The organism is Aeromicrobium sp. WCS2018Hpa-31, assembly GCF_031843905.1.
Classification (GTDB): domain Bacteria; phylum Actinomycetota; class Actinomycetes; order Propionibacteriales; family Nocardioidaceae; genus Aeromicrobium.
In genome coordinates this window covers 1-24158 of sequence record NZ_JAVTJF010000012.1, presented here as the reverse complement: position 1 = coordinate 24158, position 24158 = coordinate 1, and the positions used below count along the sequence as shown (strand labels likewise).

The 24158-nt window shown below is 72.3% G+C and carries 26 protein-coding genes and 1 pseudogene; 12 read left to right on the top strand and 15 right to left on the bottom strand.

The genetic code is table 11. From position 1 onward, the window contains the following. Positions 1 to 30: 30 nt before the first annotated feature. Positions 31 to 480, top strand: a complete 450-nt coding sequence (locus tag RQG84_RS15520; protein ID WP_311210743.1) for a MarR family winged helix-turn-helix transcriptional regulator — start codon at positions 31 to 33, stop codon at positions 478 to 480. Positions 481 to 514: 34 nt separating this feature from the next. Here the strand turns inward: RQG84_RS15520 and RQG84_RS15515 are convergent, their stop codons facing one another. From RQG84_RS15515 to RQG84_RS15485, 7 genes are all read right to left on the bottom strand, one after another. After that, the gene (locus RQG84_RS15515) at positions 515 to 1480 is read right to left on the bottom strand and encodes an ABC transporter substrate-binding protein (RefSeq protein WP_311210742.1); all 966 of its coding nucleotides are present in this window, start codon (positions 1478 to 1480) and stop codon (positions 515 to 517) included. Between the two features lie 52 nt (positions 1481 to 1532). Beyond that, positions 1533 to 2330, bottom strand: coding sequence for an ABC transporter ATP-binding protein (locus tag RQG84_RS15510; protein WP_311210741.1), 798 nt, complete (start codon positions 2328 to 2330; stop codon positions 1533 to 1535). Between the two features lie 40 nt (positions 2331 to 2370). Further along, the gene (locus RQG84_RS15505) at positions 2371 to 3147 is read right to left on the bottom strand and encodes an ABC transporter permease (protein WP_311210740.1); all 777 of its coding nucleotides are present in this window, start codon (positions 3145 to 3147) and stop codon (positions 2371 to 2373) included. Continuing rightward, entirely contained in the window at positions 3144 to 3965 is an 822-nt protein-coding gene (locus RQG84_RS15500) for an ABC transporter permease (protein WP_311210739.1), read from the bottom strand. The genes RQG84_RS15505 and RQG84_RS15500 overlap by 4 nt, the downstream gene beginning before the upstream one ends. 158 nt (positions 3966 to 4123) lie before the next feature. Beyond that, positions 4124 to 4366 carry an IclR family transcriptional regulator C-terminal domain-containing protein gene (locus tag RQG84_RS15495; RefSeq protein ID WP_311210738.1) on the bottom strand — a complete coding sequence of 81 codons (243 nt, stop codon included), beginning with the start codon at positions 4364 to 4366 and terminating at the stop codon, positions 4124 to 4126. 141 nt (positions 4367 to 4507) lie between these two features. Next, complete coding sequence (locus tag RQG84_RS15490) at positions 4508 to 4942, bottom strand: peptidase inhibitor family I36 protein (RefSeq protein ID WP_311210737.1); 435 nt, start codon at positions 4940 to 4942, stop codon at positions 4508 to 4510. A gap of 310 nt (positions 4943 to 5252) precedes the next feature. Next, the gene (locus RQG84_RS15485; RefSeq protein ID WP_311210736.1) at positions 5253 to 6443 is read right to left on the bottom strand and encodes a 4-hydroxybenzoate 3-monooxygenase; all 1191 of its coding nucleotides are present in this window, start codon (positions 6441 to 6443) and stop codon (positions 5253 to 5255) included. Between the two features lie 135 nt (positions 6444 to 6578). Between RQG84_RS15485 and RQG84_RS15480 the strand changes: the two genes are divergently transcribed. Then, positions 6579 to 8039 carry an aldehyde dehydrogenase family protein gene (locus RQG84_RS15480; protein ID WP_311210735.1) on the top strand — a complete coding sequence of 487 codons (1461 nt, stop codon included), beginning with the start codon at positions 6579 to 6581 and terminating at the stop codon, positions 8037 to 8039. A gap of 97 nt (positions 8040 to 8136) precedes the next feature. Here RQG84_RS15480 and RQG84_RS15475 read toward each other — a convergent pair whose 3' ends face one another. Continuing rightward, positions 8137 to 8883: an IclR family transcriptional regulator gene (locus RQG84_RS15475; RefSeq protein ID WP_311210734.1), complete on the bottom strand. Its 747-nt coding sequence runs from the start codon at positions 8881 to 8883 to the stop codon at positions 8137 to 8139. Positions 8884 to 8971: 88 nt separating this feature from the next. Here RQG84_RS15475 and pcaH point away from each other — a divergent pair, with 88 nt between their 5' ends. The 9 genes from pcaH (at position 8972) to RQG84_RS15430 (ending at position 16208) form a co-directional block, all read left to right on the top strand. Beyond that, a complete protein-coding gene (gene pcaH / locus RQG84_RS15470) occupies positions 8972 to 9778 on the top strand; it encodes a protocatechuate 3,4-dioxygenase subunit beta (protein ID WP_311210733.1) in 807 nt (268 codons plus the stop codon). After that, a complete protein-coding gene (pcaG, locus tag RQG84_RS15465; protein ID WP_311210732.1) occupies positions 9775 to 10332 on the top strand; it encodes a protocatechuate 3,4-dioxygenase subunit alpha in 558 nt (185 codons plus the stop codon). The genes pcaH and pcaG overlap by 4 nt, the downstream gene beginning before the upstream one ends. Positions 10333 to 10370: 38 nt before the next feature. Further along, the gene (locus RQG84_RS15460; RefSeq protein ID WP_311210731.1) at positions 10371 to 11582 is read left to right on the top strand and encodes a lyase family protein; all 1212 of its coding nucleotides are present in this window, start codon (positions 10371 to 10373) and stop codon (positions 11580 to 11582) included. Continuing rightward, positions 11579 to 12361 carry an alpha/beta fold hydrolase gene (locus RQG84_RS15455; protein ID WP_311210730.1) on the top strand — a complete coding sequence of 261 codons (783 nt, stop codon included), beginning with the start codon at positions 11579 to 11581 and terminating at the stop codon, positions 12359 to 12361. The genes RQG84_RS15460 and RQG84_RS15455 overlap by 4 nt, the downstream gene beginning before the upstream one ends. Further along, positions 12358 to 12777: a 4-carboxymuconolactone decarboxylase gene (pcaC, locus tag RQG84_RS15450; RefSeq protein ID WP_311210729.1), complete on the top strand. Its 420-nt coding sequence runs from the start codon at positions 12358 to 12360 to the stop codon at positions 12775 to 12777. The genes RQG84_RS15455 and pcaC overlap by 4 nt, the downstream gene beginning before the upstream one ends. Before the next feature lie 28 nt (positions 12778 to 12805). Further along, positions 12806 to 13597, top strand: coding sequence for an IclR family transcriptional regulator C-terminal domain-containing protein (locus RQG84_RS15445; RefSeq protein ID WP_311210728.1), 792 nt, complete (start codon positions 12806 to 12808; stop codon positions 13595 to 13597). 96 nt (positions 13598 to 13693) lie between these two features. Then, the gene (locus RQG84_RS15440) at positions 13694 to 14881 is read left to right on the top strand and encodes a thiolase family protein (RefSeq protein WP_311210727.1); all 1188 of its coding nucleotides are present in this window, start codon (positions 13694 to 13696) and stop codon (positions 14879 to 14881) included. Next, positions 14878 to 15576 carry a 3-oxoacid CoA-transferase subunit A gene (locus RQG84_RS15435; protein WP_311210726.1) on the top strand — a complete coding sequence of 233 codons (699 nt, stop codon included), beginning with the start codon at positions 14878 to 14880 and terminating at the stop codon, positions 15574 to 15576. Before RQG84_RS15440 ends, RQG84_RS15435 begins: the two co-directional genes overlap by 4 nt. Then, a complete protein-coding gene (locus RQG84_RS15430; protein WP_311210725.1) occupies positions 15573 to 16208 on the top strand; it encodes a 3-oxoacid CoA-transferase subunit B in 636 nt (211 codons plus the stop codon). The genes RQG84_RS15435 and RQG84_RS15430 overlap by 4 nt, the downstream gene beginning before the upstream one ends. A gap of 87 nt (positions 16209 to 16295) precedes the next feature. On the opposite strand, the gene RQG84_RS15425 is transcribed toward RQG84_RS15430, so the two are convergent. The 3 genes from RQG84_RS15425 to RQG84_RS15415 form a co-directional block, all read right to left on the bottom strand. Further along, a complete protein-coding gene (locus RQG84_RS15425) occupies positions 16296 to 17285 on the bottom strand; it encodes a PDR/VanB family oxidoreductase (protein ID WP_311210724.1) in 990 nt (329 codons plus the stop codon). A 10-nt stretch (positions 17286 to 17295) separates the two neighbouring features. Further along, entirely contained in the window at positions 17296 to 18438 is a 1143-nt protein-coding gene (locus RQG84_RS15420) for an aromatic ring-hydroxylating dioxygenase subunit alpha (RefSeq protein WP_311210723.1), read from the bottom strand. Between the two features lie 64 nt (positions 18439 to 18502). Further along, positions 18503 to 19255 (bottom strand): IclR family transcriptional regulator, encoded by a 753-nt coding sequence (locus RQG84_RS15415; RefSeq protein WP_311210722.1) that lies wholly within the window; start codon positions 19253 to 19255, stop codon positions 18503 to 18505. A gap of 114 nt (positions 19256 to 19369) precedes the next feature. Between RQG84_RS15415 and RQG84_RS15410 the strand changes: the two genes are divergently transcribed. Beyond that, complete coding sequence (locus RQG84_RS15410) at positions 19370 to 20590, top strand: alpha/beta hydrolase (protein ID WP_311210721.1); 1221 nt, start codon at positions 19370 to 19372, stop codon at positions 20588 to 20590. A gap of 696 nt (positions 20591 to 21286) precedes the next feature. Here RQG84_RS15410 and RQG84_RS15405 read toward each other — a convergent pair. From RQG84_RS15405 to RQG84_RS15390, 4 genes and pseudogenes are all read right to left on the bottom strand, one after another. After that, complete coding sequence (locus RQG84_RS15405) at positions 21287 to 21589, bottom strand: DUF2277 domain-containing protein (RefSeq protein ID WP_055961366.1); 303 nt, start codon at positions 21587 to 21589, stop codon at positions 21287 to 21289. A gap of 40 nt (positions 21590 to 21629) precedes the next feature. Then, entirely contained in the window at positions 21630 to 22238 is a 609-nt protein-coding gene (locus tag RQG84_RS15400) for a CE1759 family FMN reductase (RefSeq protein ID WP_311210720.1), read from the bottom strand. Further along, positions 22235 to 23347, bottom strand: coding sequence for an LLM class flavin-dependent oxidoreductase (locus tag RQG84_RS15395; protein WP_311210839.1), 1113 nt, complete (start codon positions 23345 to 23347; stop codon positions 22235 to 22237). The genes RQG84_RS15400 and RQG84_RS15395 overlap by 4 nt, the downstream gene beginning before the upstream one ends. 346 nt (positions 23348 to 23693) lie before the next feature. Then, a pseudogene (locus RQG84_RS15390) lies at positions 23694 to 24158 on the bottom strand (hypothetical protein); the annotation flags it as partial.

Genomic DNA, 24158 nt, shown 5'->3' with positions numbered 1-24158 from the left:
TGATGGTTTGCAAGAGGCTAACCTCTCCCCATGCCGAAGCCCCACGACGCCGCGGTCGACCAGGCGCCGCCGTCCCTGCTCTACGCCGTCAAGCAGGTGGAGCTGGCCGTGCGCTCCCACCTGGACGACCTGCTGCGCCCGGCCGGGATCACCGCGCTGCAGTACACGGCGCTGACGGTGCTCCAGCGAGGCCAGGAGGTCACCGCCGCCCAGCTCGCCCGCAACTCCTTCGTGACCACGCAGTCGATGGCCGACCTGGTCGCAGCGCTCGAGCGCCGAGGCCTCATCTCGCGCGAGCGCGACGAGAAGGACCGGCGCCGCGTCACGCTCTCGCTCACCGCGCAGGGCGAGCAGCTCCTGGCCGACCAGGCCGGTCCCGTCGCGGCGCTGGAGGCACGCATGGTCGGGGCGCTCAGCGCGGCCCAGGTCGAGGACTTCCGCGCAGCCCTGAACGCCAGTCGCGCCGCCCTCTCGACCTGAGTCGAGGAGCGGCGCGACGGTCGATCACCGGACCTCAGGAGCCGAACAGCGCCCGCAGGTCGGGCGCCTCGTCGAAGAGGCCGTCCTTCTGGCCGAGATCGGCCAGACCCTTCGCCGAGGCCTCGCTCACCTCGGAGGCGAACAGCGGGAACGTCAGGTCGGCCAGCAGCGCCTCGTCGATCTCGGTGTAGGTCGTCGGGATCGCCCGCAGCTTCTCCTCGTCGGACGAGGCCAGCTCCTGCGAGGCGACCATGGCGCGGGTGAACTTCTCGATCAGCTCCGGCTCCTGCTTGGCGGTCTGCTCGGAGGTGAAGAACACCGCGACCTCCAGGTTCTCGACCGCCTCCGCGTAGGGCCAGGCGACCGGTCGCGCGCCGGCCTTCTGCGTGATGGACAGGAACGGCTCCACGACGAACACCGCGTCGACGTTGCCCGCCTCGAGGGCCGCCGGCATGTCGGGGAAGGCCATCTCGACGAACTCGACGGCGTCCTCGTCGCCGCCGTCCTTGCGGACGGTCTCGCGGATCACGGTGTCGGAGATGTTGTTCAGGGTGTTGATGGCGACGGTGGCTCCGGCCAGGTCGGCCGCGGACTCGATGTCGCTGTCCTCGTTGACGACGACGGCGGCGAAGTCCTTGCCCGGCTCGCCGGTCGAGGCCGACGCGGGCGCGATGATCTGCACGGGCAGACCCTTGCTGCGCGCGATGAGCAGCGAGGTGACGTTGCTGAAGCCGATCGGGGTGTCGCCCTGCAGGACCGCGGGGATGATCGCAGCACCGCCCTGGGCGTTCTCGACCGACAGCTCCAGGCCCTCATCCTCGAACAGGCCCTCCTGGATGCCCAGGTGGAGCGCGGCGACGTCGAGGATCGGCAGCGCGCCGACCTTCACCTCCTGCGGTCCGTCACCGGAGTCGTCGGAGCCTCCCCCTCCGCAGGCGGCGAGCAGGGTCGTGAGGGCGGTGGCCGCCGCGACGGCGGCGAACAGGCGACGAGTCTTCATGGGTGTCCTTCTGTACGGGTGGGGTCGTGCTCGGGGGATGGGACGCCGGGGTTCAGCGGACGCCGCGCTTGGCCTCCTGGATGCGGCCGTACACGTGGGCGCGCAGCTCGGCGAAGCGCGGCAGCGCACGGGTGCCCAGCTGGTCGCGCTCGGCGGGCAGGTCGACGGCCACGTCCTCGAGGACGATCGTGGGCCGGTTGGAGAGCACCAGCACGCGCTGGCCCAGGTAGACGGCCTCGTCGATGTCGTGGGTGACGAACAGGACCGTGACGCCGAGCCGGACCCAGAGCTCGCGGACCAGGTCCTCGAGGTCGGCGCGGGTCTGCGCGTCCACGGCCGCGAACGGCTCGTCCATGAGCAGCACCTGCGGCTCGTAGGCGACGGCGCGGGCGATGGCCACGCGCTGCTGCATGCCGCCGGAGAGCTGCCACGGGTAGGCGTCGTGGGAGTCGGAGAGGTGCACGGCGTCGAGTGCCTCGTCGACGAGCCGCCGACGCTCCGCACCCTTGATCTTCTTCTCCTTGAGCGGGAGCTCGACGTTCTGGCGCACCGTCATCCAGGGGAAGAGGCTGCGTCCGTACTCCTGGAAGACCACGGCCATGCCCCGCGGCGGGCCTGTGACGGCCGTGCCCTCGAGCCGGACCTCACCTTCGGTGGTCTCGAGCAGGCCGGCGATGCACCGCAGCAGGGTGGTCTTGCCGGCACCGGACGGTCCGACGACGCAGACCAGCTCGCCGGGCTCGACCCGGAAGTCGAGGTCGGCGATCGCCTCGACGCGACCCTGCTTGCTGACGTAGGTCTTCTTGACGTGGTCGACGGCCAGCATCGGCTGGGTGGACTCGCTGGTCATGGTGGGTCCCTCCGTACGGGGGGTGGGGGTGATGGTCATGTCAGCCCTTCCGCTGAGCGGCACGCAGGCCGAGGTACCAGGACAGGACGCGTCGTTCGACGAGCCGGAAGATCGTGGCGAGGACGACGCCGATGAGGCCGAGCAGGATGATGCCCGTCCACATCTCGGGGATCGCGAAGCTGCGCTGGAACTGCACCGTGGTGAAGCCCAGGCCGTTGCTCGCGGCGAACATCTCGCTGATGACCATGAGGATGATGCCGACCGACAGCGCCTGGCGGGCCCCGGCCATGATCTGCGGGCTGGCGGCCCGCAGCGTGAGGGTGCGGACCCGCGTGGCGGTGCCGAGCCCGTAGGTGCGGGCGGTGTCGGACAGCACCTCGTCGACGCCGCGCACGCCCTCGACGGTGTTGAGCAGGATCGGCCAAACGCAGCCGAAGGCGATCACCGAGACCTTCATGCCGTCGCCGATGCCGGCGAACAGCATGATGACCGGCACGAGCACCGGCGGCGGGATCGCGCGCAGGAATTCCAGCACCGGCTCGGCGGTCTCCCGCAGGACGCGTGACGACCCGACCGCCAGGCCGACGGCGATGCCGATGACCAGCGCGATGCCGTACCCGACGAGCAGGCGCACGATGCTCGGGACGACGTCGGCACCGAACCGGCCCTCGAACCAGGTCTCGGGGAACACGTCGACGATCGTCGACAGCGGCGGCCAGAAGAAGCTGGTGCTGTTGGCGGTGGCGAACCACCATCCCGCGATCAGCAGGACGGGCAGGGTCACCGCGTACAGGACCCGCTGGACGGTCGTGGTCATGGGTTCTCCCTCCGCACCGACGGGTGCCAGCGCAGGACGCGCTTCTCGGCCGTCCGGGCCACGGTGTTCATGGCCACGCCCAGCAGCCCGGTCACGATGACGAGGGCGTACATCGACTCCACGGCACCGGACGACTGCGCGACACCGATCTCGCGGCCCAGACCTGGCGAGCCGATGATCAGCTCGCCGGTGATCTCCAGGATCAGCGCGACGGAGGCGGCCAGACGGAAGCCGGTCATGATGAACGGCAGCGCGGTCGGCCAGATGACGGTCCGCACCTGGGTCAGGCGGCTGAAGCCGTAGGACCGGGCGGTCTCGTGCGCCACCGGGTCGACGTCCTGCACGCCGTAGAGCACCTGCAGCAGCACCTGCCAGAAGGAGGCGTAGACGACGAGCAGCAGCGTGGAGCGCATGTCGGTGCCGAACATGAGGACCGCGAGCGGGATGAGGGCGACCGACGGGATGGGCCGCAGGAACTCGATCGTCGAGGACGTGGCGTCACGCAGCCAGCCCACGCTGCCGATGACCACGCCGAGCACCACGCCGGCGACCACCGCGATGGCGAGGCCGATGGCCCAGCCACGGATGGTCGAGACCAGGGCCGACCAGAAGTCGCCCGACCCCAGCTGGGAGCCGAGGGCCTGTGTCATCGCGCTGAACGGTGGCAGGTAGGCCTGGTTGACCAGACCCGTCCGGGGCAGCAGCTCCAGCAGCATGAGGAACAGGGCGAGGCCCAACGCTCCCCGCGCCGCGGCGCTGCCCTGCCACGACCGACGACCCGTGGGGGCCGTCGCCGTGGCGATGGTGGTGGCTGACATGGAGTGACCTCGAGTGTTCGCTCTACGAACGCTTGTACGCTCTGTGACCACCGACACTATGCCACGGGTCACACTCGTGCCAAGGGGCTTTCACTCAGTGAACGACATGGTTCGAGCGGGCGGACCGCTGCACGGGCCTGCTCGGGGCGACCGTCGCACTAGCCTCGCGTGAGCGCTGTGCCCAGGGCCGCAGCCGCCTCCCGGACGGCCAGGCACCATGCCGCCACGCGCTCGTCGTCCGCGCGCCCGCTCGGCGCGGAGACGGTCACGGCCACGGGCACGCGCCCGGTCACGACCGCGGCGGCGCCCACCGCGTAGACCCCGTCCACGCTCTCCTCACGGTTCTCGGCACGACCGACGCGGGTCAGGCTCCGTCTGGTCGCCGAGCGGGTCGTCTCCAAGGACGGTCTGCCTCCGGAGAACCTGCCGCAGGGCCGCCCCGACGGCTGCGGTCTCGACCGTAGGAGCCGCCGCCGGTCGGGGGCCCACTACGGCGGTCCACGTCGTGCCAGGTGGCCCGGGACGAGCCTGTTGGCAAGCGCTCAGATCCGGTGGCCGATGTAGCGCTTGCAGGTGATGTTGACGTTGGGGTTGGCGTCGCCGAACTTGCCGGTCGGCCCCTTGATGACGCTGGAGATCTCGTCCTCGAGGTTGCTCCAGCCGTTGTTCCCGAGGTTGCCGTCCTTGCTGCGTGGTCGCACGCAGTACAGCTGGTCCCCGGAGCCCGAGGCATCGCTGCGGTCGGTGTAGAAGAACCACCAGCGGTCGGTGTTGTTCACGTAGCTGGACATGTCGTCGCCGAAGTTGCCGCCCGGCCCCGGGTCGCACCCTGGGCAGGAGTCGTTGTGGAGGTTGACGTCGTCTCCCGTTCGGGCCTCGAGCTGACCCTTGTAGGCGTCGTGCTGCCACATGTTGAGCTTGCCGCTGTAGCCGATCGCGCTCGCGGGCGACGTGACCACGACGCTGGTAGCGAGCACGGCGGCCGCGGTTCCGATGAGCCATGACGATGAACGCACAGGACCTACCCCCTTGGTTGAGCCCGCCACGCCCTGACCTGGATCGGGACGGTGACTCTGGTGCACGAGCCGATGGGAGGTTACCGCCACCCAGCAGTCCATGACCAGACCCGCCGCGGGCGATCCGGGGGCTGGGCTCGAGGTAGGTCGGGCTCGTCCCGCCGCGGTGGTGGTCCTCCCGCGCTCGAGCGGGATGCCCGAGGCGTGGGCCGGCCCCGTGGCTCCCGCGCCGAACGCACGAGACCCGCGGCCGGAGTGGTTGGGCGCGGGCTCAGAATCCGATGGGAAGCCCCGCGTAGTTCTCGGCCAGACCGGCGCGGCCGGCCTCGCTCGAGGCCACCCAGCGCAGCTGTGACAGCTGCAGCTGCGTGTCGAACGCGTCGCCGGCGGTGTGGAGCATCGTCGTCATCCACCACGAGAAGTGGGTGCAGCGCCAGACCCGGCGCAGGGCGGCGTCGGAGTACTCGTCGGCGAGACGCGTGTCCCGCTTGCGGACCAGGTCGACGAGGGCGGGTGCCAGCAGGCCGACGTCGGCCACGGCGAGGTTGAGGCCCTTGGCCCCCGTCGGCGGCACGATGTGCGCGGAGTCGCCGGCCAGGAACAGCGAGCCGTGGCGCATCGGCGTCTGCACGTAGCTGCGCATCGGCAGCACGCTCTTCTCCGTGATCGGGCCTGGCGTGAGCTCCCACCCGTCGTGGCCGTGGCCCAGCCGCTCGGCCAGCGCCGTCCAGATGCGGTCGTCGCTCCACTCCTGCACGGGCGTGTCGTTGGGCACCTGCAGGTAGAGCCGGCTGACGGTCGCCGACCGCATCGAGTGCATCGCGAAGCCGTCGGGGTGCCAGGCGTAGATGAGCTCGTCGGTCGACGGCGCGACGTCGGCGAGGATCCCGAGCCAGGAGTACGGGTAGACCCGCTCCCAGGTCGTGCGGACACCCTCGGGCACGGCGGCCCGACTCGGTCCGAACGACCCGTCGCACCCCGCGACCACGCGGCCCTGCACCCGCACGGTGCGACCCTCGTGGACGAGCTCGACGAAGGGCGCGTCGGACTCCAGGTCGTGCAGCGTCACGTCGCCGCACTCGTAGAGGACCTGCTGCCCGGCCGCCTCACGTGCCGCCACGAGGTCCTTCTGCACCTCGGTCTGGCCGTAGACCCACACGCTGCGGCCGACCAGGTCCACGAAGTCGACGTGGTGCTTCTCGCCGGGCCAGGCCAGGTAGATGCCCCGGTGCTCGTCGCCCTCGCGCTCGAGACGGTCGGCCAACCCGTGCTGCCTCAGGAGGTCGACCGTCGAGTGCTCGAGGATGCCGGCCCGGATGCGCGCCGCGACGTACTCGGCGGACCGGGTCTCCACCACCACCGACTCGACGCCGTCGGCGGCGAGGAGGTGGGAGAGAAGCATGCCGGCGGGCCCTGCGCCGATGATGACGACGTCGGTGCGGATCAGGTCGGGTGAGGTCATGGGGACCAGTGGAGCGGTCCGCGCCGGAGGTGGGAAATGCATCCTTCCGCTGGACGGAAGCGACCTCGCGGGTGACGGCCGTCACCCCGCTAGCGTCGGCAGCACCCCCGCTCCCCCACCCGCAGGAGACATCGCATGACGCTCATCGACCCGCAGGCCTTCCACGGCAGGATCCACCTCGACGGCCAGTGGGTCGCCGGCGGCGGTGCCGACATCGACGTCGTCGAGCCCGCCACGGGCGCCTCGCTCGGCACCATCGGTGGCGCCTCACCCGCCGACGTCACCCGGGCCACCGCGTCGGCCGTCGTCGCCCAGCGCGCGTGGGCCGCTCTCTCCCACCCCGAGCGCGCGGCCGTGCTGCACCGCGCCGCCGACCTCTGGGACGCCCACGCCGAGGAGATCATCGGCTGGAACAGCCGCGAGGTCGGGGCGATCGGCCCCATGGCCGGGTTCGCCGTGCACGTGGCCGCGGCCGAGTGCCGCGAGGCCGGGTCGCTGCCCTCCCACCCCCTCGGCGAGGTGCTGGCCAGCGAGAAGCCCCGCCTGTCCTTCGCCCAGCGGATGCCCGTGGGCGTCGTCGGCGTCATCTCACCCTTCAACGTGCCGATCATCCTGGGCATCCGCGCCGTGGCACCCGCCCTCGCGCTGGGCAACGCCGTGCTCCTCAAGCCGGACCCGCGCACGGCCGTGACGGGTGGCGTCGCGATGGTGCGCATCTTCGAGGAGGCCGGCCTGCCGCCGGGCCTGCTGCAGCTGCTGCCCGGCGGCGCCGACGTCGGCGAGGCCATGGTCACCGAGCCCGACGTCCGGGTCATCGCGTTCACCGGGTCCACCGGTGCCGGACGCATCGTCGGCGAGCTGGCCGGCAGGCACCTCAAGCGCGCCCACCTGGAGCTGGGTGGCAACTCCGCCTACGTCGTGCTGGAGGACGCCGACGTCGATGCCGCCGTGAACATGGCCACCTGGGGCTCGTTCCTGCACCAGGGCCAGATCTGCATGACGATCGGTCGTCACCTGGTGCACGAGAGCCTGTACGAGGAGTACGTCGAGAAGCTCGCCGCCAAGGCCGACTCGATGGTGGTCGGCGACCCGACCGGGCAGGTCCACCTCGGCCCGGTCATCGACGAGGGCCAGCGCGACAAGATCCTCGACCTCGTGAACCGCAGCGTCGAGATGGGTGCGCAGCTGCGCGCGGGCGGCACCGCCGACGGTCTCTTCGTGCGGCCCACGGTCCTGGCCGGTCCGCCGCTGGACGCGCCCGCCTACAGCGAGGAGGTCTTCGGTCCCGTCGCCTCGGTGGTGTCGTTCGCCGACGACGACGAGGCGGTGAAGCTGGCCGGTGACTCCGACTACGGCCTCTCGCTCGGCATCGTGACGGCCCAGCCGCTGCGCGCCCTCGCCCTGGCCGAGCGCATTCCGTCGGGCATCGTCCACATCAACGACCAGACGGTCGACGACGAGGCCAACAGCCCCTTCGGCGGCGTCGGCGCCTCCGGCACGGGCTCGCGCCACGGCGGGGCGCGCGCGAACCTCGAGGCCTTCACCGAGACCCGCTGGATCACGATGCAGGCCGAGCCCGCGCAGTACCCGCTCTAGTCGATAGTGCGCTGATCGACCTGCGCGGTCCGCACAGTCATCACCAGAGACCGCCCTGGCGATAACGTTATCGCCGCCATCGCTCCCGACGGTGACCTCAGCCCAGGGAGCGGCCGATGCCCTGCGCTGCGACCTGCAGCGCCGCGACCATGCGGGAGCGGTCCCGCTTGAGCGAGCCGACGACCACCCCGATCGAGGCCACGACCTCGTCGCGCTGCCACACCGGGACCGCCACGGAGCACGCGCCGAGCGTCATCTCCTCGGTCGTGGTGGCGTACCCGTCGCGCACGACCCGTTGCAGCTGCTGCTGGAGCAGGCCCGGCTGGGTGATCGTGTAGCGCGTCAGGCGACGCGGTGACCGGAGCACCTTGGCCTGGACGTCGGGCGGCGCGTGCGCCAGCAGCACCTTGCCCACGCCGGTGCAGTGCAGCGGCAGGGTCGACCCGATCTGGCTGACGACCGGGACGGACGCTCGGCCCGACATGCGCTCCAGGTACAGCACCTCGTCGCCGTCGCGCACCGCCAGGTGCACCGTGGCGCGGGTCGCCGCGTGGATGTCGTGCAGGAACGGCTCGGCGACCCGACGCAGCCCCGCCTCGACCGGCGCGAGCAGCCCGACGTCCCACAGCCGTCGACCCACCACGTACTCCCCTGACGGCACACGAGCCAGCGCCTGACCGGCCACCAGCTCGGCCACGAGGCGGTGGGCCGTCGGCACGGGCACGTCGGCCCGGCGCGCCAGCTCGGTGAGGGTCAGGGCGCGATGGTGCTCGTCGAACGCGCCCAGCAGGGCCAGCACCCGCGACGTCACCGAGGCGCCGGGAGACGACGTGTTGCCGGCCATCGAGATCCCCTCCGCGTGCCGCCAGACTTCCGCTGGCCGAAAGTCAAGTGTTCCACACCGCGGGCCACGCGCCCTAGCGTCCGGCACCATGGCCCCGATCGACACCAACCCCGACGGCGCCGCGGTGACGCAGCGCGACATGGACGCCGAGATGGCCGCGATCAGCGCGGACTACGAGCGCGGCGACCGCGAGGAGACGCAGCCTCGGCTGGACTACGCGCCGTACCGCAGCAGCCTCCTGCGGCACCCCACGAAGGACCTGCACCACGCCGACCCGGAGTCCGTCGAGCTGTGGTCGCCGTGCTTCGGACCCCGCGACGTGCACGCTCTCGAGTCCGACCTGACGATCCAGCACGGCGGCGAGCCGATCGGGGAGCGGATGGTCGTGACCGGTCGGGTGGTCGACGGCGACGGTCGGCCCGTGCGCCACCAGCTCGTGGAGGTCTGGCAGGCCAACGCGGGTGGTCGCTACATCCACAAGCGCGACCAGCACCCCGCGCCCGTCGACCCGAACTTCACCGGCGTGGGTCGCTGCCTCACCGACGACGACGGCACCTACCGGTTCACGACCATCAAGCCGGGCCCGTACCCGTGGAAGAACCACCGCAACGCGTGGCGGCCCGCCCACATCCACTTCTCGCTGTTCGGCACCGACTTCACCCAGCGGCTCGTGACGCAGATGTACTTCCCGGGCGACCCGCTCTTCGCGCTCGACCCGATCTACCAGTCGATCGTCGACCCGAGGGAGCGCGAGCGACTCGTGGCCAGCTACGACCACGACGTCACCACCCACGAGTGGGCCACGGGCTACCGCTGGGACATCGTCCTGACCGGCAGCCACCGCACGCCGCTGGAGTCCGACACCGAGCCCGAGACCGGAGACGACGCCTCATGACGCACCTGCCCGCCACGCCCGGCCAGACCGTGGGCCCGTTCTTCGGGTACGCACTCCCCTTCGAGAAGGACAGCGAGCTGGTGCCGCCCGGCCGCGCCGACGCCATCCGTCTGCACGGCACCGTGACCGACGGGGCCGGGAACCCCGTCCCCGACGCCATCCTGGAGCTCTGGCAGGCCGACGCCGACGGCACCGTGGCGCAGCGGCCGGGCTCGCTGCGACGGGACGGCTGGACGTTCACCGGCTGGGGACGGTCCTCGACCGACGACGCGGGAGGGTACGGCTTCACGACCCTGCGGCCCGCACCCACCGAGGACGGTCAGGCTCCGTTCTTCCTGCTGACGATCTTCGCCCGCGGGCTGATGAACCGGCTCTTCACCCGCGCCTACCTGCCCGACGACGCCACCGCCCTCGCGGGCGACCGGCTGCTGTCGTCGGTCGATCCGTCGCGGCGGAGCACGCTGGTGGCCGCGCCCGACGCGGTCGGCTACCGCTTCGACGTCCGGCTGCAGGGCGAGGGCGAGACGGTCTTCCTGACCTATCCGGGACACTGAGCGCATGAGCGCGCACACGAGCGTCACGGGGTGGCTGCATGAGTGACCTGTTCTGGCCCGGCGCGGAGCGCGCCGACGGCCTGCTCGACGACGACGCCCTCCTCGCCGCGATGGTGGCGGTCGAGCAGGCGTGGCTCGACGCGCTCACCGGCTCCGGTGTCGCCCCGGCGAGCGGTGACGTCTCGCTGGCGACCCTCGTCGGGTCGGCCGACGTCGAGGCGTTGTCGCGCGGGGCCGAGGCAGGCGGCAACCCGGTCATCGGCCTGGTCGCCCTGCTGCGTGAGCGCGCGGACGAGCCGGTCGCGACGTGGGTGCACCGAGGGCTCACGAGCCAGGACGTGCTCGACACGGCGATCGTGCTCTGCGTGCGCGACGCGCTGGCCCGAGTCGACCTCGACCTCCGCGCCCAGCTGGAGCAGCTGGCCGACCTCGCCGAGCGGCACCGCGACGACCCCATGGTCGGCCGCACCCTGACCCAGCACGCCGTCCCGCTGACGGTCGGGGTCAAGATCGCGACCTGGCTGACGGTCCTGGCCGACGCGTGGGACGAGGTGGACTCCGCCCGCGGCCGCCTGGCCGTCCAGGTCGGCGGAGCGGCGGGCACCCTCGCAGCGCCCGTGGAGCTCTCCGGCTCGACCGCCGGTGCCCTCGACCTGGTGCGACGCTGCGCCGCCGCGCTCGACCTGCCCGCGACGACGCCGTGGCACACGTCCCGCTCGCTCGTCACGCGTGTGGGCGACGCGCTCACCACCTGCACCGACGCGTGGGGCCGCATCGGCGCCGACGTCGCCACGCTGTCGCGCCCGGAGATCGGCGAGCTCGCCGAGGGTGCCGGCGGCGGGTCCTCGACCATGCCGCACAAGAGCAACCCCGTCCTGTCCGTGCTCCTGCGTCGCGCCGCGCTGACCGCGCCGGCCCTCGCCTCGACCCTGCACCTCGCCGCCGCCACGAACGTCGACGAACGACCCGACGGCGCCTGGCACGCCGAGTGGTCCACGCTCCAGCTCCTCGGCCGACGGACGGTGGTGGCAGCCGGGCAGGCCACCGACCTCCTGCGGGGCCTGCACCTCGACACCGACCGCATGGCCGCCCACCTCGGCGCGGCCGAGGGAGTCGACGCCGAGCAGCGCTCGATGACGGCGCTCACCGGTCGTCGCCCCGTCGCGAGCGCCTACACCGGCGCCGCCGGCGAGCTCACCGACGCCGCGATCGACCGGGCCCGTTCGATCGCACGAGGGGACGACGCATGACGCTCCGGCTGACCGGCGTGCCGCTCGCGGGCGCGGTCGACGCTCCCGTCCTGCTGGTGGGTCCGTCCCTCGGCACGTCCGCCACCACCCTGTGGGGCGCCGCAGCCACCCTGCTGCACGAGCACCACCGCGTGGTCGGCTGGGAGCTGCCCGGACACGGCCACGGGACGCCCGTCGGCGAGCCGTTCTCGATGGCCGACCTGGCCTCCGGCGTCCTCGCGCTCGCCGACGAGCTCTCCCCCGACCGACCGGTCGGCTACGCCGGCGACTCCGTCGGCGGATGCGTGGGGCTGCAGCTCGCCCTCGACGCGCCGCACCGGCTCGCGTCGCTGACCGTCCTGTGCTCCGGCGCCGTCGTCGGGACCCCCGAGAGCTGGCACGAGCGAGCTGCGACGGTGCGCGCCTCCGGGACCGGCGCCGTGGTGGCGGGGTCGGCGCAGCGCTGGTTCGCCCCCGGCTTCCTCGAGCGCGAGCCCGCCGTCGGCTCGGCCCTGCTGCACGCGCTGCAGGACGCCGATGCCTCCTCCTACGCCCGCGTCTGCGAGGCGCTGGCCGCCTTCGACGTGACCGACCGCCTCGACGAGATCGCCGTGCCGGTGCTGGCCGTGGCCGGCCGACTCGACCAGCCCACCCCGCCGGAGAGCCTGGCCGCGGTCGCCGACGGCGTGCAGCAGGGCCGCTTCGAGGTCCTCGAGGACGTCGCGCACCTCGCCCCGGCCGAGGCACCCGTCGAGGTGGCCCGGCTCCTGACCGACCACGCAGGAGGACACCGTCCATGAACGACAGCCCCCACCAGACCGGCACCGACTCCCCCACCACCCGCGAGGTGCACGACGCCGGCATGGCGGTGCGCCGCGAGGTGCTGGGCGACGCCCACGTGGACCGTGCGGTCGCCGGCACCACGCCGTTCACCGCCGACTTCCAGGAGCTCATCACGCAGTACGCCTGGGGCAGCGTCTGGACCCGCCCGGGACTGGACCGCCGCAGCCGCTCGCTCATCACCCTCACCGCCCTCGTGGCGCGCGGGCACCACGAGGAGCTGGCCATGCACGTGCGGGCGGCCAAGCGAAACGGGCTGACCGACGAGGAGATCGCCGAGGTCTTCCTGCAGGCGGCGATCTACTGCGGCGTCCCCGACGCCAACACGGCCTTCCGGATCGCCCAGGGCGTGCTGGCCGAGGACGAGCCGTCCTGAGCCGGCGCCGCTCACTACGCTGACCTCCATGAGCCTCACACCCGGAACGCCCGGCCCCGGGGACCAGTTCGTGCAGTCGCTGGCGCGCGGGCTCGAGGTGATCGTCGCCTTCGACGCCGACCACCCGGAGATGACGCTGGCGCAGGTGGCCCAGCGCACCGGGTACAGCCGGGCCACGGCCCGACGGTTCCTGCACACCCTCGTCGAGCTCGGCTACATGCGCACCGACGGCAAGTCCTTCGCCCTCACGCCGCAGGTGCTCGGGCTCGGCACGGCCTACCTGAGCGGGCTCGGCCTGCCGCAGATCGCCCAGCCGCACCTGGAGGCGCTGTCCGCACAGGTCGGGGAGTCGACGTCGGTCGCGGTGCTCGACGGCACCGACATCGTCTACGTGGCCCGCGTGGCCACCCGCCGCATCATGAGCGTCGGCATCGCGGTGGGCACGCGGTTCCCGGCCTACGCGACGTCGATGGGTCGCGTGCTGCTCGCCGCCCTCGACGACGCGACGCTCGACGCGGTCCTCGAGCGCACCGACCTCAGGCCGCTGACACCCCGCACGATCCACGAGCCGGCGGAGCTGCGGCGCGAGCTGGAGCGTGTGCGCACTCAGGGCTGGGCGCTGGTGGACCAGGAGCTCGAGCGCGGCCTCACCTCGATGGCCGCCCCCATCCTCGACGGCCGGGGCACCGCCGTCGCCGCGCTCAACGTCTCGGCGGCCACGATGGACGACACCCCGCAGATCGACCGCGCGCGCGACCCGCTGCTGGAGTCCGCCCGAGCCATCGGGGCCGACCTGGCCGCGCAGCAGGCCACGGGCTGAGGGTCCGGCCGAGGGTTGTGGGGCGCGTCACGGCGGTCTAGACTCATGACGTTCGTTGGACGAACGTCCGTTCGCTGAGCGAACGAAAGGAGCACGATGACCGCCGCGTACCTCTACGCCGCCGCCCGCACGCCCTTCGGGCGCTTCAACGGCGCACTCGCCGGTGTCCGGCCCGACGACCTGGCCGCCGCGGCGCTGGCCGGGGTGCTCGACGCGGTCCCCGGCCTCGACCGCGACCGCATCGGCGACGTCGTGTGGGGCAACGCCAACGGCGCCGGCGAGGACAACCGCAACGTCGGTCGCATGGCGGTGCTGCTGGCCGGGCTGCCGGTCACCGTGCCCGCCACCACCGTCAACCGCCTGTGCGGCTCGAGCCTCGACGCCGCCATGATCGCCTCGCGCACCGTCGAGTCCGGCGACGCCGACGTCGTCGTGGCCGGCGGCGTCGAGTCCATGACCCGGGCTCCCTGGGTCCTGCCCAAGCCGTCGCGCGCCTTCCCGGCCGGCAACGTCGAGGCCGTCTCGACGACCCTGGGCTGGCGGCTGGTCAACGAGCGCATGCCCGCCGAGTGGACCGTCTCCCTGGGTGAGTGCAACGAGCAGCTGGCCGACGCGCTGGGCATCTCCCGCGAGCGGCAGGACGCGTTCGCCGCTCGCTCCCACGCCCTGGCCGACGCCGCCTGGACCGACGGGTTCTACGCCGACCTGGTGGTGCCCGTCCCCGGGATCGACCTCGACCGCGACGAGGGCATCCGGCCCGGCACCACGGCCGAGAAGCTCGCCGGGCTCAAGCCCGCGTTCCGGCCCGACGGCACCATCAGCGCCGGCAACGCCTCACCGCTCAACGACGGCGCCGCCGCCCTCGTGATCGGCTCGGACCGGGCCGACCTGGGCGAGCCGCTCGCCCGCATCGCCGGTCGGGGCGCCACCGCCCTGGAGCCCCAGCGCTTCGGCTTCGCCCCCGTGGCCGCCGCCGAGATGGCCCTGGACCGGGCCGGCATCACCTGGGACGACGTCGGTGCCGTCGAGCTGAACGAGGCGTTCGCCGTGCAGTCGCTGGCGTGCGTCGACGCCTGGAAGATCGACCCCGACATCGTCAACACCAAGGGCGGTGCGATCGCGATCGGCCACCCGCTCGGGGCGTCGGGCGCCCGTGTCCTCGGCACCCTCGCGCACGTGCTGCGCGAGCGCGACGAGCGCTGGGGTGTCGCCGCCATCTGCATCGGCGTCGGCCAGGGCCTGGCCGTGGTGCTCGAGAACCCACACGCGAGGGGAGCCTCATGAGCCGCACCTCGTTCCACACCGACGCCGTCGACGCCGTGTCGGCGATCGCCGACGGCGACACCGTGCTGGTGGGCGGGTTCGGCATGGCCGGCATGCCCGTGACCCTGATCGACGCACTGATCGAGGCCGGGCCGACCGATCTCACGATCGTGAGCAACAACGCCGGCAACGGCGACACCGGACTCGCCGCCCTGCTCGCCGCCAAGCGGGTGCGCAAGGTCGTCTGCTCCTTCCCCCGCCAGCACGACTCGTGGGTGTTCGACGGCCTCTACCGGGCCGGCGAGATCGAGCTGGAGGTCGTGCCGCAGGGCAACCTGGCCGAGCGCATGCGCGCGGCCGGCGCCGGCATCGGGGCGTTCTTCTCCCCCACCGGCGTGGGCACGCTCCTGGCCGAGGGCAAGGAGACGCGGACGATCGACGGGCGCGAGTACGTGCTCGAGCTGCCGATCCGCGGCGACGTGGCGCTGATCGGCGCCCACCTCGCCGACCGGGCGGGCAACCTCGTCTACCGCAGGACGGCCCGCAACTTCGGTCCCGTCATGGCCACGGCGGCCGCCACCACGATCGTCGAGGTCTCGGCCGTCGTCGAGGCCGGTGCGCTCGACCCCGAGTCCGTGGTGACACCGGGCATCTACGTCGACCGCGTCCTCGACCTCTCCGCCGCGACCGCGTCGGCGACCGGGGTGCCCGCATGAGCGCGCCGCTGGACAAGAACGAGCTGGCCGCCCGCATCGCCCGTGACATCCCCTCCGGCTCGTACGTGAACCTCGGGATCGGCCAGCCGACCCTGGTGGCCGACCACCTCGACGTCGAGTCCGGCGTGGTCCTGCACACCGAGAACGGCATGCTCGGCATGGGCCCGGCCGCTCGCGGCGACGAGGTCGACCCCGACCTCACCAACGCCGGCAAGATCGCCGTGACCGAGACGGCCGGCTGCTCCTACTTCCACCAGGCCGACTCGTTCGCCATGATGCGCGGCGGGCACCTCGACGTGTGCGTGCTCGGCGCGTTCCAGGTCAGTGCCGAGGGCGACCTCGCCAACTGGCACACCGGCGCTCCCGACGCCATCCCCGCCGTCGGCGGGGCCATGGACCTGGCCATCGGGGCCAAGGACGTGCTGGTGATGATGACGCTGTTCGCGAAGGACGGCACCAGCAAGCTCGTGCCGTCGTGCACCTACCCGCTCACCGGCGTGGGCTGCGTCAGCCGTGTCTACACCGACCACGCGGTCTTCGACCTGCGGTCCGACGGCGTGCACGTGGTCGACACGTTCGGCTGCACGGTCGACGAGCTGCGCGAGCGCCTGGACGTCCCGCTCCTGACGTGACACCGAGCCGCGGTCACGTCGTGCTGCCCGACCGGGGGCGAGGCAGCGCGACGTGACCGCTCGTGGCTCAGATGCGAGGGCGAGGGCTCAGAGGGTGAGGGTGAGCCGCCCCGTGCCGCCGTCGGCCGGTCCGGCCACGCGCGAGACGCAGATGCACAGCGTCGCGTCGGTGGACTTCTCGTCGTCGCTGAGGAAGACGTCGCGGTGGTCGACCCGCCCCTGGAGCGCGCCGATGCGCACCTCGCAGAGCCCGCACTCGCCCTTGCGGCAGTCGTACATCATGTCGGCGCCGGCGGCGGCGAGGGACTCGAGCAGGCTCGAGTCGGGCTCGACGACCGTGCGCAGGCCCAGCTCGGGGATCTCGACCTCGAACGCCTCCGGCTCGAACCAGCCGCTGCTGCCGAACGTCTCGTAGCGCAGGTCGGCCACCGGTCGGCCGTGAGCGAGCCACGAGCGTCGCACCGCGTCCATGAGCCGGATGGGACCGCACATGTAGACCTCGGTGCGCCCCTGCTCGGGCAGCCCGGCCACGAGTGCCTCCACGTCGAGTGCGGATCCCTCGTCGTCGGCGTGCACCTCGAGCCGGTCGCCGTGCAGGGCGGCCAGCTCGTCCAGGTACGCCATCTGCGCGCGGCTGCGTCCCACGTACACGAACCGGTAGTCCTGACCGAGACGGTGCAGCACCCGCCCCATCTCGATGACGGCCGTGATGCCGACACCGCCGGCCAGCAGCACGTACCGGTGCGCACCGGGACGCAGCTCGAAGTTCTGCAGCGGCTGGGTGCAGGCCAGCTCGTCGCCCTCGACGAGCCCGTGCATGAACACCGAACCACCTCGCGACGCCTGGGCCCGCATGACCGAGACGGTCAGCAGGGACCCGTCGGCGTTGGACTCCACGACCGAGTACGACCGCACGTCCTCACCCTTGGGGGTGCGGACCCGCACGTCCACGTGGGTGCCCGGAGCCGCCTTGCGGCTGGGCGGGCGCTGCAGCGTGATGCGCTGGATGCGGTCGGTCGCCGGCGAGGTCGACACCACGCGGGCCGGGGCGAAGACCGGACGGGGGTCCGAGCTCATCGGTCCCTCCTCACCGTTCCGTGGAGCCGGAGCCCACGAGCTCGTCGGCGGTGGGTCGACCGGGCTCCAGGCCCGCCTTCTCGGCCTCGAGCATGCGGTCCAGGATGCGTCGGACCCACATGCCGCCGGAGTCGATGTTGAGGCTGTAGAACTCGTGGTCCGGGTTGGCGTCGATGTTGGCCTGCTGCGCCTGCAGCATGACCTCGTCCTCGCCGAAGACGCCGTGCACGCCGTTGCGCAGCTGCGTGGTGATCGTCTGGCTCTCCAGGCGGTAGTTGCGCATGAACGCCCAGAAGTAGTGCGACGAGCGGTCGGTCTCGGGCGTGATCGTGTTCATGACGTAGCCGTTGACCCCCTGGCTGCGGTCGCCCTGGTCGGCGCCCGTGCCCGCCTTCGCCACGCCCACGTCGATGCAGATCGTCGACGGTGCGTAGTAGTGGATGATCTGCCAGCGGTCGACCAGCCCCTCGAAGTCGGGGAACTTGTCGCGCATGTTCTTGCGCCAGAACGGCGGCGGCTCGACGTCGTGCATCCAGCGCGTCACGGTGACGCTGCCGTCCTCCTCGAGCTTCGTGTGGAAGCCGGACTCGCTCAGCTCGGCCTGGCCCAGGCTCGCGCCGTGCACGAACTCCTCGTGGGTGAGGTCCATCAGGTTGTCGAGGATGAGCTGGTAGTTGCAGGCCGCGTGGATGGTCTCGCCGTCGCCCGCCCACTCCGGGTCGGTCATCTGGCTCATGTCGGGGATCAGGTCGGGGTCGGCCAGGGTCATGTCGCCCGGCCAGATCCACACGTAGCGGTACCGCTCCTCCACCGGGAACGACGGCACCATCGCCGAGGGGTTCACGGTGCGCTGCGCGGGCATCTGGGTGCAACGGCCGGCGGAGTTGTAGCGCAGCCCGTGGTACGGGCACTGGATCTCGTCGCCGCCGACGAGCTTGCCCATCGACAGGGGTGCGAGGCGGTGCCAGCAGGCGTCGGCGAGCGCGACGGGGCGTCCGTCCGCGGTGCGGTAGAGCACCACCGGCTTGCCGGCCACGGTGCGCGACATCGGCTCCTTGCTGGTGACCTCGTGGTCCCAGGCGATGGCGTACCAGGCGTTCAGCGGGTGCGGGAAGATCTTGGCGGTGACGGTCTCGGGCGTCTCGAGCGACATGGCGGGCTCCTTCGGTCGGCACCCTCAGTCTCGTCGCGACCCTGTGACCCGGACCACGCCGTTTTCAGTGACTGGAAGACCCGATGGCGCCGAGGGCGCGGGAGATGCCCTGCGCCGCGGTGAGCACGTAGGGCGCCAGCTCGCGGGGGCGGGCGGAGGTGGCCTCGACGACGATCGAGACGGCCGCCACCACCTCACCGCGCCCGTCACGGACCGCGGCGGCCACCGACGTCGCGTCCTCGGTGACGGCGCGCTGCGAGACCGCGTAGCCCCGGCGTCGGACCTCGGCCAGCTCGCGGCGCAGGGCGTCGGGGTCGGTGAGGGTGCCGGAGGCGTAGCGGGGCAGGTCGCCGGCGAGCACCCGTTCCTGCACCTCCGTCGGCGCGTGGGCGAGCAGCGCCTGACCGACGCCCGTGGCGTGCAGGTGGAAGCGGCCCCCGACCCGGGTGAGCACGGGGACGGCGAGGCTGCCGGCGATCCGCTCGACGAAGACCAGCTCCACGTCGTCACGGACGGCCAGCTGCACGTTCTGGCGCGTGACCAGGTACAGGTCCTCCATGAAGGGCAGCGCGGCCTCGCGCAGACCGGGCGCGCGAGGAGCCAGTGACCCGACCTCCCACAGCCGCAGGCCGATCCGAAAGCGACCGGCGGCGTCGCGCTCGAGCGCACCCCACTCGACCAGCTCGGCCGCGCGACGGTGCGCGGTCGGCAGGGTGACCCCGGCCCGTCGGGCCATCTCGCTGAGCGTGAGCTCACGGTGGCGCGCGTCGAACGCCCCCAGGATGGCGAGCACCTTGTCGGTCACGCTGGAGCTCATCGGGACACGGTATCGCCGTCGCCACGCGTGGCAGGCCCGCGGCGCCGTCCGGGTCGCGGGCGTCGTCACCCGCCGGTACCGTCGGCGGCCGGAAGCCGACAGCGAGGAGACGACGTGCAGCAGGACCACTCGCGGGTCGGGGCGGTGGTGCGCGGCGTGGGCCGCGTCATCGTCGCGCTGCTCCTGACGGTGGTGGCCCTCGGCCAGCTGGTGGCGTGGACGTCGCCTGCGTGGTGGGTCCCGGCACTGCAGTACTGGCCGGTGCAGTACGTGATCCTGGCCTGCGGCGTGGTGCGTGACGCGCTCGGCGTGTGGAACGTCGTGCTGACCGTCGCCCTGGTGGCACTGGTGCTTCGCGGTTCCCGGCGGCGCGGCCGCGGCCTGCTGCGACCCGCGCCCGTCCTGGCTGCGGTCGTGGCGGCGTCGTCGCTCGGCCTGTGGTCGTACCAGGTGGTCGACGCCAGGCAGGCGGGCGCGGACGTCGGGGTCTTCGCTCCTGTCGTCCCGTTCCTGAAGGGGACGGTCGCCCCCGATCGCAGCGTCACCGTCGGCACGGTCGACGGCACGGACCTCGACGCCGACCTCTACCTCCCCGACGAGGCCGACGACGGCGACGGCGTCCCGGTGGTGGTCTACGTGCACGGAGGCGGCTTCACGGGTGGCGCCCCGGCACCCAGCCCGTACTACCCGCCGCTGCTCGAGCAGGGCTATGCGGTGCTCGACGTCAGCTATCGCCTGGCCAGCCCCGAACGTCAGACGTGGGACACCGCCGTCGCCGACGTCGGCTGTGCGCTCACGTGGGTCACCACCGAGGGTCCCGGCGTCGGCCTGGACCCCGAGCGGGTGGGCACCATGGGCGACTCCGCCGGGGGGCAGCTGGCGATCAACGCCGCCAACCTCGGCGCCCTCGACGAGCTCGACCCGTCGTGCCGGACCCGCGGCGAGCTCCCGGAGGTCTCCGCGGTCGTCGCCGGCTACCCCGCGGTGGACGGCTCGGCCGCCTACGACCAGTCCGGCCTCGGCCGCGCCTACGGCGACCAGTACGTCGGCGGCCCGCCCGAGGAGTTCCCCGAGCGCTACGAGCTCACCGACTCCGTGAACCATCTCGGCCGCGGCAACCCGCCGCTGCTGATCTACCAGGGCAGCGCGGACCACCTGATCCTGCCGGGACCGGTGCGTGACTTCGCCCGTGCCTCACGACAGGCCGGGACGACCACGCGCTACGTCGAGCTGCCCGGCCAGGAGCACACGACCGGCGGCGGCCTCGGCACCCTGTCGTTCGGCGACCTCGTCGGCCGCGACCTGACGGCGCAGTGGTTCGTCGAGCACCTCTGAGGGAGTCGGGCCTCACGAGTGTCGCGCCCTGCCCGCTGCTGGGCTTCGTCGGGCTGCGCCGGCGCGGCTCCCCGTGGGCGCGGGGCTGCGTCGGCGCGGGTGGGCGTGGGGCTCGGTCTCCGAGAGGGCCTCGACCGGGCGACTCCCAGCGCGTCGGCCGGGCCTGCGGGCCTCCGTCGCGCCGCCCCGAGCGGTGGATCCTCCACCGAAAAGAGCGGTCAGGCCCGGAACAGCGGTGCGGATCCCACCGTCTCGGCGCTGAGACGGTGGAATCCACACCGCGCGGCTCGCTGAACGGTGGAGACGTCACCGCCCGAGCCGTCATCGGTGGATCCTCAACCGCAGCAACCCTTCTGGCGTTGAGGATCCACCACCCCACCGCGTCCGGACCCCCCCCATCGGTGGATCCTCAACCGCAGCGCCGCTCCTGAGGTTGAGGATCCACCGATGGGGGCGCGGCCGGTGGGCTCGATCGCGCCGACGCCCCCTGCCCCGTCGAGGCCTTTCGGAGAGCACCTCGACGACGAGCTGCGGCAGCGCAGCCCCACCCCGAACCCGAGCCACAGCAGCGCAGCCCCACCCCGAACCCGAGCCACAGCAGCGCAGCCCCACCCCAGGCCCGACCGTCAGCAGCGCAGCCTCGCCACCGAGCGCCTAGCGCCTAGCGCCGAGCGCCGAGTGCCCGTGCGACGCGCCCTACGCCGACTCGACCGCCGTGCGGATCCGCACCTCGCGCTCCATGCGCTTCTCGTGCCGCGCCCGTCCCTTGAGCGCCTCGGCCTCACGGCTCTTCGGTGGCGCCTTGGTCACGAGGCCGTCGAGGAGCGTGCGCGTGGCGGCCGCGATCTCGTCGATGGCCTGCTCGAACGCCTCGGCGTTCGCCTGCGAGGGTCTCGTCGACCCGCTCACCTTGCGCACGAACTGCAGGGCGGCCTCGCGCACCTCGTCGTCGGTGGTCGGCGGCTCGAAGTTGTGGAGCACGCGGATGTTGCGGCACATCCTCCGACGGTAGCCCCGGTGGGCGGGACGCGGAAGGTCCTCAGGCGCCGCGGCTCGGATCGGAGATGCTCAGCATGGTCTCGCTGAACAGGTCGATCTCGTCGTCACGCGTGCGTCCGGTACCCGCACCGCCCAGCAGCGACATCAGCTCGCCGACGGCGCGGTCGACGCGCGACGTGAGCGCACCCTCGCCCTCGGCGCTCCAGTCGTGCGGCGACGCGAACACGCCGGTCGGCACGGGCACGGCCTGCAGGTAGGCCATGAGCGGCCGCATCGCGTGCTCGACGGCCAGCGAGTGGCGCGCGGTGCCGCCGGTGGCGCCGAGGAGCACCGGCTTGCCGATCAGCTGGTCGGGCTCGAGCACGTCGGCGAACGACTTGAACAGGCCGCTGTAGGACGCCTGGAAGATCGGGGTGACGAACCCGAGGGCGTCGGCTGCGCCCACCTGGTCGATCACGTGCTGCAGACGCGGCGACGCGAACCCGGTGAGCGTCGCGTCGACGACGTCGTGGGCCAGCGGTCGCAGCTCGACGACCTCGACGGACGCGCCCGGCTCGGCTCGACGGACGCCCGCGGCCATCTGGTCGGCGAGCAGCCGTGTGGTCGACGGCGAGCCTAGCCCGGCGGAGACGATGACGACGCGGGTCATGCGTGGGCTCCCGCGTCGAGGTCCCGCTCGGCCTCCGCCGTGTCCCGCGCGGCCACGCGCGACGCGTGGGTGGGCGCGTCGGGGACGCCGGCCGGACGTCGCGCCTCGAACTCCGCCCGCAGGGTGGGCAGCACCTCGCCGATCATGTCGATCTGGTGCAGCACCTCCTTCAGCGGCAGACCGGCGTGGTCGACGAGGAACAGCTGGCGCTGGTAGTCACCGAAGTAGTCGGCGAACGTCAGCGTCTTCTCGATGAACTCCTGCGGACTGCCGACGGTGAGCGGCGTCTGCGCGGTGAAGTCCTCCAGGCTCGGGCCGTGGCCGTAGACCGGCGCCTTGTCGAAGTAGGGGCGGAACTCACGCATCGCGTCCTGGCTGTTCTTGCGCATGAACACCTGGCCGCCGAGCCCGACGATCGCCTGCTCGGGCTCGCCGTGGCCGTAGTGGGCGAAGCGCTGCCGGTAGAAGTTGATCAGCCGGATGTAGTGCTCCTTGGGCCAGAAGATGTTGTTGGCGAAGTAGCCGTCGCCGTAGTACGCGGCCAGCTCGGCCACCTCGGGCGTGCGGATGGACGCGTGCCAGACCATCGGCGGCACGCCGTCGAGCGGGCGGGGCGTGGCCGTGAAGCCGCGCAACGGCGTGCGGAACTGGCCCTCCCAGTCCACGACGTCCTCGTCCCACAGCCGTCGCAGCAGCTGGTAGTTCTCGACCGTCAGCTCCACCGCGCGCGTCGGGTCCTGCCCGAACCAGGAGTAGACGGGGGCGGAGTTGCCGCGCCCTAGCATGAGGTCGACGCGCCCGTCGGACAGGTGCTGCAGGACCGCGTAGTCCTCGGCCAGCTTGACCGGGTCGTTCGTGGTGATCTGCGCGATGGCCGTGGAGAAGACGATCCGCTCGGTCTGCGCGGCCATGTAGGCCATGAGCGTCGTCGGCGAGGTGGTGACGAACGGCGGGTTGTGCTGCTGCCCGCTCGCGAAGACGTCGAGCCCGACCTCCTCGGTCTTCCTCGCGATCTCCACCAGCGCCTTGAGGCGCGCGTTCTCGGTGGGCCTCGTGCCGTCGGTCGGGTCCTGCGTGACGTCACCGACGGTGAAGATGCCGAACTGCATGCTGCTCATGGGAGCCTCCTTGCCTCGATACTCCCATCAACTAGTTCAACCTTCAACTTGTTCCCGGTCACGTCGTCCCTGAGATTCCCAGGTCGACCTGGGAATCCTTCGCGACGCACGGGAACCTCATCGAAGCACGGAGACCTCTCCGTGCACCGCTGAGAAGACCATGCGACGCCGCGGCGACCCACGAGGGGTTCGGAACCTCCCACGACAAGCGGAGAACTCATCCGTGCACGGAATGCTCCCCGTGCACGGATGAGAAGACCCGGCGTGGCCGGAGATTCCCAGGTCGACCTGGGAATCTCCGGCACACGGCGGCGGCGGTGGCGCCACCCAGCGCGGGTCAGGCGGGCGCGGGGGCCTCGACCACGGGCGGCTCGGGCGCCTCGGGCGCCTCGGCGCAGTCCTCGGCGATCTGCTTCTGCGTCGCGAGGGCGGCCTTCGCGGTGGTCCAGGCCGCCTTGAGCGTCGCGCGGTCGGCCTTGACCTGGCGCTGGAGCGTCGCGAAGGACGCCCGCTGCGCGCGTGCGGCCTCCTTGGCCTCCACCCGCGCCGTCGCCCGCGCCGCCTTCGCTGCATCACGCAGCGCGGGGTCCTTCGCGGCAGCCGCCGTCAGACGGCCGGCCTTCCTAGCCGCCGCACGCGCCTCGGCGGTCTCGTCGGCCTTGACCTTCTTGACGAGGGCCTTCATGGCGGTCCGCGTGTGGGTGACGTAGGCCTTCTGCGCTGCGCGCGCGTCGGCCTCGGCCTTCGTGAGAGCGGCCTGGACGACGGCCGGGTCGCAGCTCGGAGCTGCGTCGTGGGGGGG